A 15917-nucleotide genomic window follows, 5' to 3' on the forward strand; every position below is an offset into this window, starting at 1 on the left:
AAATCAGCTTGGTGTATTTATTTCTTGTTCGCGACGCCCACGGCTCTCCAGATCAGCGCGGTTTGAGACCCAGGGGCGGACGCACAAATCGGCGGCGGTGTGTGCGTTAGCGACGCTTTCCAAGCGAAGCTGAATTGACGGCTCATAGCGATATGAGGACGGTCGACCTGTGTCAAAATTTCTCCGGCGATGTCCCCGGCAATTTGGGGGATCGAACAAGAGAGACCAGGACGTCAGTCGGAATTTGGCAGCGGGAACGCGGAGCGAGTGAACGGGTTGACGACGACACGGCGGCGGCGAAGCGCCGGGCATTTCGGTGTTCGGTAGCAGCAGTTCGAATTTGAAGACACGAGCAAGCTGACAACTTGCCGCGATACGTCGCGGCGGGAGGGGGAGGTCATATGGCTTACGGTATCATCACTGCAGTCGAACCAACGACAGCCGAAGCGCAAATTTCCAGTGGTGCCGTAATCAACCCCTCGGACGTCAGCTCCCACCCGAAGCGTCCGTCGAGTACGCGCTGACCTCGCGGGGCGCATCTTCTCCAAACAGCTGATCTGTCGGGTGGCGCATGGACGCCACACGGGAGAGCTTTGTCCGGAGCAGACCGCGCCCGCTAGAGGTCGCGCCGCGGCAGGAAACCTGCACGGCGCTTTCGCAACGATCATCTCTCAGACTTGGAAGTACGAAGGCAATGACGAACACGGAACAGGATCGCTGGTCGCGGGTGAAGGGACGTTTGCGGACGAGCGTTGGCGAGGACGTCTACACGAGCTGGTTCGCTCGGATGGATCTGGAGAGCGTGCACGACGAGAGCGTGCACCTGTCGGTTCCGACCCGGTTCCTCAAGAGCTGGATCCAGGCGCACTATGCCGAACGCGTGCTCTCCTGCTGGCAGGCCGAGATGCCCGAAGTGCATCGCATCGACCTCACCGTGCGCTCGGCGATCCGCGCGACGGCTCCGGTGAAGGAAACGGTTGCGCCCGTCGAAGTGCGCCGCATCGAGCGCACTGACGGCCGGCTCGTGCCTGAACTGCGCTCGGTTGCGACCGCGCCGGTGTCCGCGAGCCACGACGCGCTCGGCGGCTCGCCGCTCGATCCGCGCCTGACCTTCGCCAGCTTCGTCGTCGGCCGTTCCAACACGCTGGCTCATGCGGCGGCCCGCCAGGTCGCGGAAGGTCGCCGCGGCGATCCCGTGATGTTCAACCCGCTCTACATTCATGCCGGCGTCGGCCTCGGCAAGACGCATTTGCTGCAGGCGGTGACCTGGTCCGGCAATTCCGGCGGCGAGCGCAAGGTGCTGTATCTCACCGCCGAGAAGTTCATGTACGGCTTCGTCGCGGCGCTGAAGACGCAGACGGCGCTGGCCTTCAAGGAGGCGCTGCGCGGCATCGACGTGCTGGTCATCGACGATCTGCAGTTCCTGCAGGGCAAGTCGACGCAGGCCGAGTTCTGCCACACGCTGAACGCGCTGATCGATGCCGGCCGCCAGGTCGTGATCGCTGCCGACCGTCCGCCGTCGGATCTGGAAAGCCTCGACGACCGCGTGCGCTCGCGACTTGCGGGCGGCCTCGTGGTCGAGATGGGCTCGCTCGGCGAGGAGCTGCGGCTCGGCATCCTGAAGTCGCGCGTCGCCGCCGCCCGCGCCCACCATGCGAGCTTCGATGTACCGGAGGAAGTGCTCGACTATCTGGCGCGCACCATCACCCATAACGGCCGCGACCTTGAAGGCGCGATCAATCGCCTGCTGGCGCACTCCAAGCTCAACAACCAGCCGGTGACGCTGGAGATGGCCGAGCGCGAGGTGCGCGACCTGATCCGCCCGCAGGAGCCGAAGCGGATCAAGATCGAGGACATCCAGCGCGTGGTCGCCCGGCAGTACAATGTCAGCCGCTCCGACTTGCTGTCGTCCCGCCGTACCGCCAATGTGGTGCGCCCGCGCCAGGTCGCGATGTATCTGGCGAAGACGCTGACCTTGCGCTCGCTGCCGGAGATCGGCCGGCGCTTCGGCGGCCGCGACCACACCACGGTGTTGCACGCCGTGCGCAAGATTGAGGCACTAGTCGCCAAGGACACGGCGCTCTCGGAGGAAGTCGAATCGCTGAAGCGCCAGCTGCAGGAATAGGGCCGCTTCATCCGGCCGGCTCGTTCCATCGCCCTCCCCTTTGCCAAAGGGGAGGGCTAAACTTTTTTCCGATCCAAAACGTGGGGAACGGGGCTCGTTTCACGCCCGTATCCCTTGCACCGGCCGCCCATCCGCGCCACCTTGCGGTCCCCCCGTGGGTTTGATCAAATCCGGTATTGATCCGGCTTTTCGGGTTTCCAATGCCGCGGTGCTGCCCTGAACGGCCGCCCGGCTTTTCCATCTGAGGGATCTGGCGGGTATTGCAATGAAGGTCACCGTCGAGCGCGCGCAACTCCTGAAATCGCTGGGTCACGTTCACCGCGTGGTCGAGCGCCGCAACACCATCCCGATCCTCGGCAACGTGTTGATCCGCGCCGAGGGCGCCAAATTGTCGCTGAAGGCGACCGACCTCGACCTCGAGGTGACGGAGACCTTGGCCGCCGAGACCGGAACCGCCGGCTCGACCACGGTGCCCGCGCACATGTTCTACGACATCGTCCGCAAGCTGCCCGACGGCTCGCAGATCGTGCTGGAAGCCGACGGCGACCGCTCGGTGCTGGCCGTGCGTGCCGGCCGCTCGCGCTTCACGCTGCAGACGCTGCCCGAGAGCGACTTCCCGGGCCTTGCCGCCGGCGACATGACGCATTCGTTCTCACTGCCGGCGTCCGACATCAAGCGCCTGATCGACCGCACGCAGTTCGCGATCTCGACCGAAGAGACCCGCTACTACCTCAACGGCATCTATCTGCACGCGGCCGGCAGCGCCAAGGCGGCGACCCTGCGCGGCGTTGCGACCGACGGTCACCGGCTGGCGCAGATCGACCTCGCGCTGCCCAAGGGCGCAACCGGCATGCCCGGCGTGATCGTCCCGCGCAAGACGGTCGGCGAGGTGCAGCGGCTGATCGAGGGCGACGACGCCGAGATCTCGATCGAGCTGTCGGACGGCAAGATCCGCTTTACGCTCGGCAATGTGGTGCTGACCTCGAAGCTGATCGACGGCACCTTCCCGGACTACGGCCGCGTCATTCCGCAGAACAACGACAAGGAACTCGTCGTCGACAAGAAGGATTTCGAGGCCGCCGTCGACCGCGTCTCGACGATTTCCAGCGAACGCGGCCGCGCGGTGAAGCTCGCACTGTCCGCGGGCAAGCTGGTGCTCTCGGTCACCAACCCGGATTCCGGCAGCGCCACCGAGGAGCTCGAGGTCGAGTACGCCTCCGACGCGCTCGATATCGGCTTCAACTCGCGCTATCTGCTCGACATCGCCGCCCAGATTGAAGGCGAGGTCGCAGTGCTGAAGCTCGCCGATCCCGGCTCGCCGACCCTTGTGCAGGACCGCGACAGCAAGGGCGCGCTCTACGTGCTGATGCCGATGCGGGTGTGATTCCTCCTTCTCGTCATGGCCGGGCTTGACCCGGCCATCCATCGAGCAAGAGATGACCTATTGGGTGTACATCCTCGCCAGCAAGCCCGGTGGAACCCTTTACGTCGGTGTAACCAATAATCTGGTCCGGCGCGTCTACGAGCATCGCGAAGGTCTGGCCGAGGGCTTTACCAAGAAGTACGGCATCAAGACGCTCGTCTATTTTGAGGCACACGAGACGATTGCCGCCGCACTTCAGCGCGAGAAGAATATCAAGCACTGGTCGCGTGAGTGGAAGATCGATCTGATCGTTGCCGGCAATCCCGACTGGCGAGACTTATATGATGAAATTGTCCGCTGACGCGGACGATGGATTGCCGGGTCAAGCCCGGCAATGACAAGGTAACATGACCCCGTCCCGCATTCATCGCCTGTCGCTGACGCATTTCCGCAATTACCGGACGGCGACGCTGCAGGTCGCCGGCGACATGGTGGTGCTGGTCGGGCCGAACGGCGCCGGCAAGACCAATTGCATGGAAGCGGTCTCGTTCCTGTCGCCGGGCCGCGGCCTGCGCCGCGCGACGCTGGAGGACATCGCCGACAACCAGGGCGACGGCTCCTGGGCGGTCTCCGCCGAAGTCGAGGGCGCGCTCGGCCTTGCGACGCTCGGCACCGGTATCGATCCGCCGACCGGCGACGCCGGCAGCGCGAGGCGCTGCCGCATCGACCGCGAACCGGTGGGGTCCGCAACCGCGTTCGGCGATCATCTGCGCATCGTGTGGCTGACGCCGGCGATGGACGGCCTGTTCATGGGCGCCGCCTCGGAACGGCGGCGCTTCTTCGACCGCCTGGTGCTGGCGATCGATTCCGAGCATTCCAGCCGCGTCTCCGCGCTGGAGCGATCGCTGCGCTCGCGCAACCGGCTGCTCGAGGTGCGCAACTATGACGACCATTGGTGTGATGCGATCGAGCGCGAGACCGCCGAGCTTGCGGTCGCGGTCGCCGCATCACGCGGCCAGACCGCCGCCAAGCTCGCCGTGATGCTGCGCGAGCGCGGCGCGGCCTCGGCCTTCCCCTCCGCCGAGATCATGCTCGACGGCTGGATGGAGAATGCGCTGCTGCAGGAGCCTGCAACGGCGGTGGAGGACCGCTACCGCGAGATCCTGCGCGCCAGCCGGCCGCGCGATGCCGCCGCCGGGCGCACGCTCGACGGCCCGCATCTGACCGATCTGCAGGTGGTCTACGCGCCGAAGAACATGCCGGCGCGTGACGCCTCGACCGGCGAGCAGAAGGCGCTCCTGATCGGGCTGGTGCTGGCGCACGCCACGATGGTCGCGGAGATGACCGGCATCGTGCCGCTGCTGCTGCTCGACGAGGTCGTCGCCCATCTCGATCCGAACCGCCGCAAGGCGCTGTTCGACGAGCTCGCCAAGCTCGGCGCGCAGGTCTGGATGACCGGCGCCGATCCCGCGGCGTTCGTCGACATCGGCCCTCGGGGAGAGATTTTCGACGTCGAATCCGGCCGCGCCACACGGCGCGGCTGAGGGTGCGGAATCTGCTCCGAGAGGGGCCCGAATCCGCCTTCGAATCGGGCTTTTCGAGATGGCCGGAATCGGCCTTTGAAAGCCTTGAAACAGGCCTAAAAAATCCTATTTATTCAATAGTTTGTAGATGGAGACTTTGCGCTAGGCGCAACCCCTCTTTCATGGCACAAATAGCGGAATCAGCGCCTCATATTGCGCAGCTGATTCGGATATCCTCGAAGGCCTCACATGACTGAACCTGCCCGGCAGACCCCTGCCGAATCTGAGCATCCCGTTCCGGCCGAATATGGCGCGGAATCGATCCGGGTGCTGAAGGGCCTCGACGCCGTCCGCAAGCGCCCCGGCATGTATATCGGCGACACCGACGACGGTTCCGGCCTGCACCACATGGTCTACGAGGTCGTCGACAATGCGATCGACGAGGCGCTGGCGGGCCACGCCAGCCGCGTCCTGGTCACCCTCAACGCCGACAATTCCGTCACCGTGTACGACGACGGACGCGGCATACCGGTCGGCATCCACAAGGAAGAGGGCGTCTCGGCAGCCGAGGTCATCATGACCCAACTGCACGCCGGCGGAAAATTCGACCAGAACTCCTACAAGGTTTCCGGCGGCCTGCACGGCGTCGGCGTCTCCGTCGTCAACGCGCTCTCCAGCAAGCTCGCGCTGCGGATCTGGCGCGACGACAAGGAGCACTACATCGAATTCGCGCACGGCGATGCCGTGGCGCCGCTCAAAGTGGTCGGCGATGCCCCAGGCAAGCGCGGCACCGAGGTCACCTTCCTCGCCTCGGTCGAGACCTTCAAGAACATCGAATATGATTTCGCGACGCTCGAGCACCGGCTGCGCGAGCTCGCCTTCCTCAATTCCGGCGTCAACATCGTGCTCTCCGACATGCGTCACGCGGTCGAGAAGCGCGAGGAGATGCACTATTCCGGCGGCGTCGAGGAATTCGTCAAATATCTCGACCGCAACAAGAAGGCGATCGTGCCGGCACCGATCATGGTGCGTTCGGAAGCCAACGGCATCGGCGTCGAGGCGGCGCTGTGGTGGAACGACAGCTACCACGAGAACGTGCTGTGCTTCACCAACAACATCCCGCAGCGCGACGGCGGCACCCATCTGGCCGGCTTCCGCGGCGCGCTGACGCGCCAGGTCAACGGCTATGCCGAGGCCAATGCGAAGAAGGAAAAGATCGCGCTGACCGGCGACGATTGCCGCGAAGGCCTCACCGCGGTGCTGTCGGTGAAGGTGCCCGATCCGAAATTCTCGTCGCAGACCAAGGACAAGCTGGTGTCCTCGGAGGTTCGACCGGTGGTCGAGAACGTCCTGAACGAGGCGCTGGCCGCCTGGTTCGAGGAGAATCCGAAGGAAGCCAAGGAGATCGTCGGCAAGGTGATCCAGGCCGCCGCGGCCCGCGAGGCTGCGCGCAAGGCCCGCGAGCTGACCCGCAAGAATCCGCTCAGCGTCTCCTCGCTGCCCGGCAAGCTCGCCGACTGCCAGGAGAAGGACCCGGCCAAATCCGAACTGTTCATCGTCGAGGGCGACTCGGCAGGCGGCAGCGCCAAGCAGGGCCGTAACCGCGAATTCCAGGCGGTGCTGCCGCTGCGCGGCAAGATCCTCAATGTCGAGCGCGTCCGTCCCGACAAGATGCTGTCGTCCGAGCAGATCGGCACGCTGATCACCGCGCTCGGCACCGGCATCAGCGACGATTTCTCGGTCGACAAGCTGCGCTATCACAAGATCATCGTGATGACCGACGCCGACGTCGACGGCGCCCATATCCGCACGCTGCTGCTGACCTTCTTCTATCGTCAGATGCGCTCGATCATCGATGGCGGTTATCTCTATATCGCACAGCCGCCGCTCTATAAGGTCTCGCGCGGCAAGTCCGAGCAATACCTGAAGGACGAGCGCGCCCTCGAGGACTACCTGATCTCGACCGGGCTCGACGAATGCGTCTTCAAGCCGGCCTCCGGCGACGACCGCTCGGGCCGTGATCTGCTGTCGCTGGTCGAAGACGCCCGGGTCATCCGCTCGGTGCTGCGCAACCTGCATAGCCGCTATAATCGCGCCGTCATCGAGCAGGCCGCGATCGCGGGCGTGCTCAATCCCAGGATCACGAGCGATATCGCCACCGCCAATTCGGCGGCCGAATACATCGCCAAGCGGCTGGACGCCGTGGCCGAAGAGGTCGAGCGCGGCTGGATCGGCACCTTCACGGAAGGCCAGGGGTTCCAGTTCGAGCGCACCGTGCGCGGGGTCAGGGAATTCGCCGTGATCGACGACGCGTTTCTCGGCTCGGCCGACGCCCGCAAGCTCGATGAATACGCGACCGAACTGCAAGAGATCTACGTGCGCGCGGGCAAGCTGCGGCGCAAGGATGCCGAGCAGATCATCCACGGCCCGATCGACCTGTTCGAGGCCGTGACCGACGCCGCCCGCAAGGGCATCTCGCTGCAGCGCTACAAAGGTCTCGGCGAGATGAACCCGGAGCAGCTCTGGGAGACCACGCTGGACACCGAGGCGCGCTCGCTGCTGCAGGTGAAGATCAAGGAGGTCGACGAGGCCGACGATATCTTCACCAAGCTGATGGGCGACGTGGTCGAGCCGCGCCGTGAGTTCATCCAGGACAATTCGCTCAGCGCAACCATCGACATCTAGGTTCCGCGCACGGCCAAGCGGGTGTGCGCTTTTCGGCGCCGTCGCGGCGCTACCTTTCGTGTGGAAGCTGCGCCGCCAGTTGTGTTACGGTGCCGGATGGCCGTTGATTCCGTTGCGGAATTTCCAATGGCCCAGTCTGAATGATGCGTTAGGGGACATTCCGCGTGCCGCCGATCCAATACATCGTCGAAGGCGGCCGCCGCCTTTCGGGCACCATCGAGCCGTCGGGCAACAAGAACTCCGCGCTGCCGATCATCGCCGCGGCACTGCTCACCGAGCACCCGGTCACGCTGACCAACGTGCCGCGCATCCGCGACACCGAAACGCTGGTCGAATTGTGCCGCTCGGTCGGCGCCACCGCCGAATGGACCGAGCGCAACACGCTGCAGATTCATGCCAAGGAGATCCGCGCCGCCGATCTCGATCCGGCGCTATGCGCGCGCATCCGCGCCTCGATCCTGCTCGCAGGCCCGCTGCTCGCCCGCTGCGGCGAGGTCGCGCTGCCGCCGCCCGGCGGCGACGTGATCGGCCGCCGCCGGCTCGACACGCACTTCCTGGCCTTCGAGCAGCTCGGCGCCACCGTCACCGCGACGCACCGGCTCGAATTCCGCGCCACGCGGCTGAAGGGCGCCGACGTGTTCCTCGACGAGCCCAGCGTCACCGCGACGGAGAACGCGCTGGTCGCCGCGGTCGCCGCCCGCGGCACCACCTATCTGCGCAACGCGGCCTCCGAGCCGCATGTGCAGGACCTCGCCAATTTCCTGATCGCGCTCGGCGCCAGGATCGAAGGTGTCGGCACCAACACCATCATCGTGCACGGGCCGGCAACGCTCGGCAGCACGACTTTCGCGATCCAGCCCGACCATATCGAGGTCGGATCGCTGATCGGGCTCGCCGCGGTGACCCGCTCGCCGCTGCGCATCGCGCGCGCCGGCGTCGAGCATCTGCGCTCGATCCGGATGGGCTTTGAGCGGCTCGGCATCGTCTGCGGCATCGAGGGCGACGACCTCGTCGTACCGTCCGGCCAGACCATGAAGATCCAGGACGATTTCGGCGGCCATGTGCCGAAGCTCGAGGACCAGCCCTGGCCGGCCTTCCCGGCCGACCTGATGTCGATCGCGATCGTCACCGCGACGCAGTGCGACGGCGTCATCCTGATGCACGAGAAGATGTTCGAATCCCGGATGTTCTTCGTCGACAACCTGATCGCGATGGGTGGCCGCATCGTGCTGTGCGACCCGCACCGCGCGATCGTCGCCGGCCCCAGCCGGCTGCGCGGCGCGCCGATGAACTCGCCCGACATCCGGGCCGGTATGGCGATGCTGCTGGCCGCGGTGTGTGCCGAGGGCACCTCCACCATCAACAACGCCGACCAGATCGAGCGCGGCTATGAGCGGATCGATGAGCGGCTCAACGCCCTCGGCGCCAAGATCAAGCGGATTCCCGCGCGATCGTGATTCCCTGCGGCAGCTTGGCCATCCTTCCGGCCGGTTTGCCGTGCTAAGCGTGCCGTCATGACCTGCATCGACAAGATCGACCCGGCCGCGCCGAACGCGGCCGTTGTCGTCCCTCGCAACCTGCTCACGGCCGAGCTCGCGGAAACGCTGAAGCTCGCGGTGCCGCTCGCGCTGACGCAGCTCGGGCAGATCGCGATGATGACGACCGATCTCGCCTTCATCGGCCGGCTCGGCAGCGAAAACGTCGCCGCCGCGGCGCTGGCGCACACCGTGTATTTCGTCAGCTTCACCATCGGCATGGGCATGATGTCGGCGGTCTCGCCCCTGGCCGCGCAGGCGTTCGGCGCGCGCAACCCGCGCGTGATGCGGCGCGCGCTCCGCGTCGGCCTATGGGCCGGCTTCTTCATGGTGCTGCCGCTGATGGCGCTGCCGTTCCAGGGCGAGCGCATCCTGCTTATGCTCGGCCAGACCCAGGCCACCGCGCATCTGGCGCAGCAGTATCTGTTCGGTCTCGCCTGGGGCATCCTGCCGGCGCTGTGGTTCATCGCGCTCCGCGGCTTCATGAGCGCGGTGAACCGGCCGGAGCCGGTGCTATGGATCACGCTCGCGGCGATCCCGGCCAATGCGCTGATGGTCTACCTGTTGCTCTACGGCAAATGGGGCATGCCCGAACTCGGCATGTTCGGCGCCGGGCTTGCGACCACGATCGTCAATCTCGGCACCTTCCTTGCCGGCGTGTGGTTCGCGGCGCGCCGCCGCCCGTTCCGCAAGTACCACGTATTCAGCCGCGTCTGGCGCATCGACTGGCCGCTGATGGGCAAGCTGGTCGCCGTCGGCGCGCCGATCTCGATCGCCTTCCTGCTGGAATACGGCCTATTCGGTGCGGCCGGCCTGCTGATGGGGCTGATCAGCACCACGGCGCTGGCCGCGCACCAGATCGCGCTGCAGATCGCGGCGATCCTGTTCATGGTGCCGTTCGGCGTCAGCATGGCCGCTACCGTGCGGGTCGGCCAGGCCGTCGGCCGCCGCGATACCGACGCGGTGCAGCGCGCCGGCTTTGTCGCGATCGCGCTCAGCGGCATCTTCATGAGCATCATGACGTTCGCGGTGATCCTGGCCCGCTTCGAGATCGCGGCGCTGTTCCTCGGCGAGGCCTCCGATACCACCGCGCAGCTCACCGCGGCGCTGCTGTTGATTGGCGCGACCTTCTTCATCGCCGACGGCATCCAGACCACCACCGCGGGCGCGCTGCGCGGCATGAACGACACCCAGGTGCCGCTGCTGTTTGCCGTCATCAGCTATTGGCTGATCGGCTTCGCGTCGGCCTCAGCGCTCGCCTTCTGGGTCAAGCTCGACGCCGCCGGTGTCTGGATCGGGCTGTCGCTCGGGACGGCGGTCTATGCGACCCTCCTTGTCTTGCGTTTCCGCCTGCTGGCACGCAGACTGGGCAAATGAGGGTCGACGAGGTCACGCCGAACGTGGATTCCGCCGCGCTGCTCGCTGGCGCGCAGTTCGTCGACGCGTTCCGCATCGCGACCGCGCGCCCCGACCTCGATGCGCGGCACGCCGCCGAGGCGATGGTGGCGCGGCAGCCGCGCTGGATCGAATGGCTGCTTGCCCTGCGTAATTTCATCGTCGCGCCGCTTGGCCTGAAAACCTCGGGCGCAGCCGACGGCGCGACACGCGACATGATCGGGATCTTTCCGGTGGTCAGTGAGACGCCGGAGCGGCTGGTCGCGGGCTTCAACGACAAGCATCTCGACTTCAGGCTCGTCGTCGACGTCGCCTCCGCGGGAGCTGTGCGCAGCATCACCGCGACCACGCTGGTGCTGACCCACAACTGGTTCGGGCGCGCCTATCTCGCGGTAATCCTGCCGTTCCACCGCCTGATCGTGCCCGCGATGCTGCGCAAGGCCGGAGGCTGAACTACTACTCGATCTCAAGCCGGGCTCTTCTCCGGCGTGTCGGCGACGATCTTCTCGGAGGCCTCGGCGTTGGTACACCAATTGCCGTGGCAGCGCTTGAGGTCGTTGAGATTCTGCCGCATCTGGTCGAGCGAGAAGCCAAGCGCATAGAAGCGCTCGGCGGCATCGACCGGCAGGCCACGGATCAGCCCATCCCTTCGCACCGCGGCGACCTCCTCGCTATACGCATGCAGCGCGGCATCGACCGGCACCATGTCGGCCGGGCCGCTGCCGGCGCGCAACGCGGTCGCGACCGCCACCATGTAAGTCACGATCGCCTTGCTGACGTCGGCCAATGGCCGCGCCAGCCTCGCCTGGATATCGGCCGGCAGCGGCACCACACAGGCGCGCCCGATCATCACGACGTCGTGCCGCAGCCGCTGGATGGTTCGCAGCAACGGCCCGGTGTCCGGTCCCGACGACAGATGCATCGAGCGCTCGCGCTCGGCCTCAAGGCCGGTCGCGTGCAGATTGCTCACCGCGGTGCCGATGCCGTCCTGGATCCGGTGCAGCGCGTCGTTGTCGAGGCCGCGGGTCAGGCCGGCGAGCAATTCGGCGAACGCCGCCGACAGCAGCTCCAGCAGGTTCGATGCATTGACCCTGATCTGACTGACCGCGCGCGACGGCAGCACCAGGAACGAGATCAAAAGCCCGGTGAGCGCGCCGACCGTCACCTCGAGGACGCGGTCGATCGCGGAATCCAGCGGGTTGGAGTGATGCATCGTCGGCAGCAGCAGCACGATCACTGCCGTCACGGTCGCAGAGTTCAGACTCGGATTGAGCGCGGCGATGAAGGCCAGCGGCACGATCGCCAGCACCAGCAGCGCCAGCAGGCTGCCCTCGCCGGAATGCGGGATCAGCACCGCGATCGCGCCGCCATAGACGGCGCCGCCGATGGTACCGAGCATGTAGTCGCGGCTGGCCTTCAGCGAGCGGCCGACGCTCATCTGGGTCACGATCAGCGAGGTCAGCACCGCCCAGAGCGGCAGCATCAGGTTGAACGCCAGCGCGATGGTATAGGCCGCCACGCCGGCGGACGCGATCCGGACCGCCAGCGCCAGCTGCGTCTTGCGAGCCCAGAGCTGGTCGAACATGCGTTTTGCGAAGGTCCTCATGCACCGTGATCCGCAATCAAAGGAAAGGCCCGTGTTACATGACTTGAAGCTAACCGATTTGGAGCATGGCAGCTGCCCGCGGCGGCAAGGTGGCTTGAAAGGCCTGACCTGCCCGCCTACCCTGCGCCGCAAAATTGAGGAAACACGATGGCCCACGAAACCGCAACGCTCGCCGCCTATGTCGCCGACCTGAAATATTCCGACATTCCGCCGGAGGTGCTGGAGCGAGCCAAGGTTTTGACGCTGGATTTCCTCGGCAGCACCATCCGCGCCCGGCGCGATGCGGAATCGACGCCGTCGCTGATGAAGATGCTGGAGGCGCTGGCGCTCGACGGCAAGGGCGAAGCCACCGTATTCGGCGACACCAAGACCTGGACCCCGGCGGTCGCGGCGCTGCTCAACGGCGCGCTCGGCCATTCGCTCGATTTCGACGACACCCACGCCGATTCTTCGCTGCATCCGAGCGCACCGGTGGTGCCCGCCGCGTTCGCGGTCGGCGAGATGGTCGGCGCCTCCGGCCGCGACGTGCTGACCGCGATCGTCGCCGGCTATGAAGTGTGCTGCCGGCTCGGCAACGCGCTGGACCCGACCTCGCATTACGCCCGCGGCTTCCATCCGACCGCGACCGCCGGCACCTATGGCGCCGCCGCGGCGGCAGCCAAGCTGTTCGCCCTGTCGAAGGATCAGATCATTTCTGCGTTCGGCGTCTCCGGCAGCCAGGCCGCGGGCTCGCTGCAATTCCTGGTCAACGGCGCCTGGAACAAGCGCTACCAGGTCGGCGCCGCCGCGATGAACGGCGTGATCGCCGCGACCCTGGCGCGCAACGACTTCATCGGCTCGAGCGAGTCGGTCGAAGGCAAACACGGCCTTCTGGTCGGCTATACCGATGACGCTCATCCGGACAAGGCGGTGGCGGACTTGGGCCACACCTATGAGACGCTGAAGATCGGCGTGAAGCCGTATCCGAGCTGCCGCTACACCCACGCCGCGATCGACGCGCTGATCGCGATGCGGCGCGAGCACAATCTGACGCCGGACCAGATCAGGAAGGTCGAAATCGGTCTGCACCGCAACGGCATCACGCTGACCGGCGACGCCGCCACCAAGCGCCACCCGACCTCGGTGGTCGGCGGCCAGTTCTCGATGTTCTTCACCGGCGCGATCGCGCTCGACCAGGGCCATTTCGGCTGGGACGATTACGACCGGCTGGGCGACAAGGCCATCGACGCGCTCGCCGACAAGTTCGACGTGGTGCAGGACGACCGGCTCGAGGTCGGCCGCACCCATCCGTTCGGCGCCCGCGTCTCGATCACGACAGATGACGGCACCCATGAGCGCCTCTACGCCGATCCCTCCGGCGAGCCGACCTCTTTCCCCGACGCAAAGGCGATGCAGCAGAAATTCCTGACGCTGGCCCGCCCGGTGCTCGACAAGCGGGCCGACCAGCTCGCCGACGCCATCCTGACGCTGGAACGCTTCGATCGCGTGGAGAAGGCAACGCAGCTGGGAAGGCAGTAGGCGGGGCGTTCGAGGCGCAGGCTGCACGCCACGCCCACAGCTGTCGTCCTGGCGAAAGCCAGGACCCATAACCACCGCATTTGATCATGAACGGGATCGTGGCCCCAGCGTCGCGCAACAAGTCTCATTTGGGGTAATGGGTCCCGGCCTTCGCCGGGACGACGACGGCGGGGATGCGTCGTAATTCAAGAAGTCAAACAGCGCGGTGTCATCGCCCGCGTGGCGAAATGGATTCCGGGCTCATGCTTCGCATGCCCTGGAATGACGGCGCGTCCTACTCCGCTCCATCGATAATCACAAAATCCCCCTCCGAGTATTTCTGCCGGATCGCCTTCGCGGCCTGATATTCAGGGCAGGTGTAGCATTCCATCGCGGTGGCGCGGTCCCTGAATTCGATGACGAAGTTGCGCTGGCGCGTTGCGCCTTCCATCACGTCATAGGGGCCGTTGCGCACGATGAAATTGGCGCCGTACTTTTCGAACACCGGCATCGCGACGGCGAGATATTCGGGATAGCGGGCTTCATCGTGAACCGTGACGTGCACGATCCAGTAGGCTTTCGGCATGATGGTCTCCGGTTGACGCGTGCTTCAAGAAACTATGGCGCGCCTCCTCGCGAGATGCGCCACAGCATCAGAAAATTCCGGAGGCCGAGATTCAATTCACGATCGCGCGGGTGTTGTGTGACATGCCGGTCAATTGCCGCCCGCGAGCCGCGCACTTGCAGACGTCGCTGTGACGACGTCACGGACCAGATCGAACACACCGTCCGCCTCGGGCGGCATGTTCGGCGAGCGGCCGAGCCGGACGATGACGAGGTGCTGCGACGGCACGATAATCACATACTGCCCGATCGTGCCCTTGGCGAAGAAGGCATCGCGCGGCCAACCGTGCTCGACACGGTAGTGGGCGCCAAAGCTCTCGCCGAGATTGGTCCAGAAGCCCGCGCCATAGCCGACCCAGGCATTCGGCGTCGGCGATGCCGAGTACTTCACCCAGCCCTCTGGCAGGATGCGCTTGCCGCCAACCACGCCGTCATTGAGATAGAGCTGACCCAAGCGCGCCCAGTCGCGCGCGCTCGCCATCATCGCGCCCGATCCTTCCGGCGTGCCCGCAGCATCGAACTGCATCACGACATTGCGCATGCCGAGCGGTCCGAACAGCTCCTCACGCGCGAAGCGCATCACATCAGTCGCATGCCCGCCGGCGGCGTTGCGGATCAGGTGCGAGAGGATCAGGTAGTTGCCGTCGTGATAGTTCCAGACCCGGCCGGGCGCGCTCTCCAGCGGAGCGCTCTCGGCGAAGGCGGCCATATCCGATTCCATGAACTTCATGCGGTTGACCGGCTCGAGCACGGATGCCAGCGACGCCTGCAGCGAGCTGCCGAGCGCAAGCCCTGCGGTGTGGCGCAACAGCTCGTCGACCGTGATCGCGTGGCGCGGATCGTCGGGATTCCGCCAGGCCGCGATCGGGACCGGCTGGTCGCGCGTCAGCCTGCCCTCGCGGACGAGGATTCCGATCAGGGCCGAGATCGCCGACTTGCTCATGGAGAAGCCGAGCAGCGGCGTGTCGATGCCGATGCCGTTGGCGTAGCGCTCGGCGACGATGCGGCCATCCTTCATCACGACGACAGCGCGGGTGCGGCGGAACGGCGGCTCGGCCGGCTCGGCAAAGGCGCGGTCGAGCGCAGCCGCAAGCTGCGGGGTCTGCGGCGGGACGAGCTCCGGACCCGCGATCTCGGGCAGCAGCGCGGCCTGCCGCTCGGCGGACGGCAGCGCAGTCCCGGCCAGCGTCTCGCCATGTTCGAGCGTGCAGCCCATGCCCTCGCGATAGACCGCATGGCTGCGGCCAAGCCCGAACAGCGTCACGGTGACGTCCTTGCGGTCGAGGTCGACCTCGGTGTCCATCGCCCAGGTGATCAGGCCGGCCCCCGGCATCGCGTCAGTGGTCTCGGTCAGGTTTCGCCTGGGGTCGAGCCCGCTGACGAAGGTCTCCGAGCAGATCGCATTGGCGACAAAGCCGGTCGCGACCTCAGGCACATCGCGGGCGCGGGCGGCGGACAGCGCCAACGCACCGAAGGCGGTGGTGGCGGCGAGAATGAGAAAGAGCTTTCGACGGGTCACGGGATCCTCCGGCTATGACGCGATGGGCATGGCCGGGATCAGGCC

The 15917-nt window shown here is 66.0% G+C and carries 12 protein-coding genes; 9 read left to right on the forward strand and 3 right to left on the reverse strand.

Going from position 1 to position 15917, the window contains the following annotated elements; all coding sequences use genetic code 11:
- Nucleotides 1–694 precede the first annotated feature (694 nt).
- The 8 genes from dnaA (at nucleotide 695) to ACVIYL_RS08210 (ending at nucleotide 11078) form a co-directional block, all read left to right on the forward strand.
- Entirely contained in the window at nucleotides 695–2125 is a 1431-nt protein-coding gene (gene dnaA, locus ACVIYL_RS08175; RefSeq protein WP_092080949.1) for a chromosomal replication initiator protein DnaA, read from the forward strand.
- A 265-nt stretch (nucleotides 2126–2390) separates the two neighbouring features.
- Nucleotides 2391–3509 (forward strand): DNA polymerase III subunit beta, encoded by a 1119-nt coding sequence (dnaN, locus tag ACVIYL_RS08180; RefSeq protein ID WP_074126563.1) that lies wholly within the window; start codon nucleotides 2391–2393, stop codon nucleotides 3507–3509.
- A gap of 52 nt (nucleotides 3510–3561) precedes the next feature.
- Complete coding sequence (locus tag ACVIYL_RS08185) at nucleotides 3562–3849, forward strand: GIY-YIG nuclease family protein (protein WP_212057902.1); 288 nt, start codon at nucleotides 3562–3564, stop codon at nucleotides 3847–3849.
- Between the two features lie 46 nt (nucleotides 3850–3895).
- On the forward strand, nucleotides 3896–5032 hold the full coding sequence (recF, locus tag ACVIYL_RS08190; RefSeq protein ID WP_057015331.1) for a DNA replication/repair protein RecF: 1137 nt from the start codon (nucleotides 3896–3898) through the stop codon (nucleotides 5030–5032).
- A gap of 228 nt (nucleotides 5033–5260) precedes the next feature.
- Nucleotides 5261–7696 (forward strand): DNA topoisomerase (ATP-hydrolyzing) subunit B, encoded by a 2436-nt coding sequence (gyrB, locus tag ACVIYL_RS08195; RefSeq protein WP_057015330.1) that lies wholly within the window; start codon nucleotides 5261–5263, stop codon nucleotides 7694–7696.
- 164 nt (nucleotides 7697–7860) lie between these two features.
- Nucleotides 7861–9153, forward strand: a complete 1293-nt coding sequence (gene murA / locus ACVIYL_RS08200; RefSeq protein WP_172646288.1) for a UDP-N-acetylglucosamine 1-carboxyvinyltransferase — start codon at nucleotides 7861–7863, stop codon at nucleotides 9151–9153.
- Nucleotides 9154–9210: 57 nt separating this feature from the next.
- Complete coding sequence (locus ACVIYL_RS08205) at nucleotides 9211–10608, forward strand: MATE family efflux transporter (protein WP_168856624.1); 1398 nt, start codon at nucleotides 9211–9213, stop codon at nucleotides 10606–10608.
- Entirely contained in the window at nucleotides 10605–11078 is a 474-nt protein-coding gene (locus ACVIYL_RS08210; protein WP_057015327.1) for a DUF2867 domain-containing protein, read from the forward strand. The genes ACVIYL_RS08205 and ACVIYL_RS08210 overlap by 4 nt, the downstream gene beginning before the upstream one ends.
- 14 nt (nucleotides 11079–11092) lie before the next feature.
- Here the strand turns inward: ACVIYL_RS08210 and ACVIYL_RS08215 are convergent, their stop codons facing one another.
- The gene (locus tag ACVIYL_RS08215; protein WP_456778227.1) at nucleotides 11093–12232 is read right to left on the reverse strand and encodes an FUSC family protein; all 1140 of its coding nucleotides are present in this window, start codon (nucleotides 12230–12232) and stop codon (nucleotides 11093–11095) included.
- Nucleotides 12233–12379: 147 nt separating this feature from the next.
- On the opposite strand from ACVIYL_RS08215, the gene ACVIYL_RS08220 reads away from it, so the two are divergent.
- Complete coding sequence (locus ACVIYL_RS08220; RefSeq protein WP_456778228.1) at nucleotides 12380–13750, forward strand: MmgE/PrpD family protein; 1371 nt, start codon at nucleotides 12380–12382, stop codon at nucleotides 13748–13750.
- Between the two features lie 274 nt (nucleotides 13751–14024).
- Here the strand turns inward: ACVIYL_RS08220 and ACVIYL_RS08225 are convergent, their stop codons facing one another.
- Both ACVIYL_RS08225 and ACVIYL_RS08230 read right to left on the reverse strand, forming a co-directional pair.
- Nucleotides 14025–14315, reverse strand: a complete 291-nt coding sequence (locus ACVIYL_RS08225; RefSeq protein WP_310882972.1) for a DUF1330 domain-containing protein — start codon at nucleotides 14313–14315, stop codon at nucleotides 14025–14027.
- Nucleotides 14316–14444: 129 nt separating this feature from the next.
- On the reverse strand, nucleotides 14445–15872 hold the full coding sequence (locus ACVIYL_RS08230; protein WP_456778229.1) for a serine hydrolase domain-containing protein: 1428 nt from the start codon (nucleotides 15870–15872) through the stop codon (nucleotides 14445–14447).
- Nucleotides 15873–15917: the final 45 nt, after the last annotated feature.

This window comes from Bradyrhizobium sp. USDA 3315 (genome assembly GCF_054056795.1).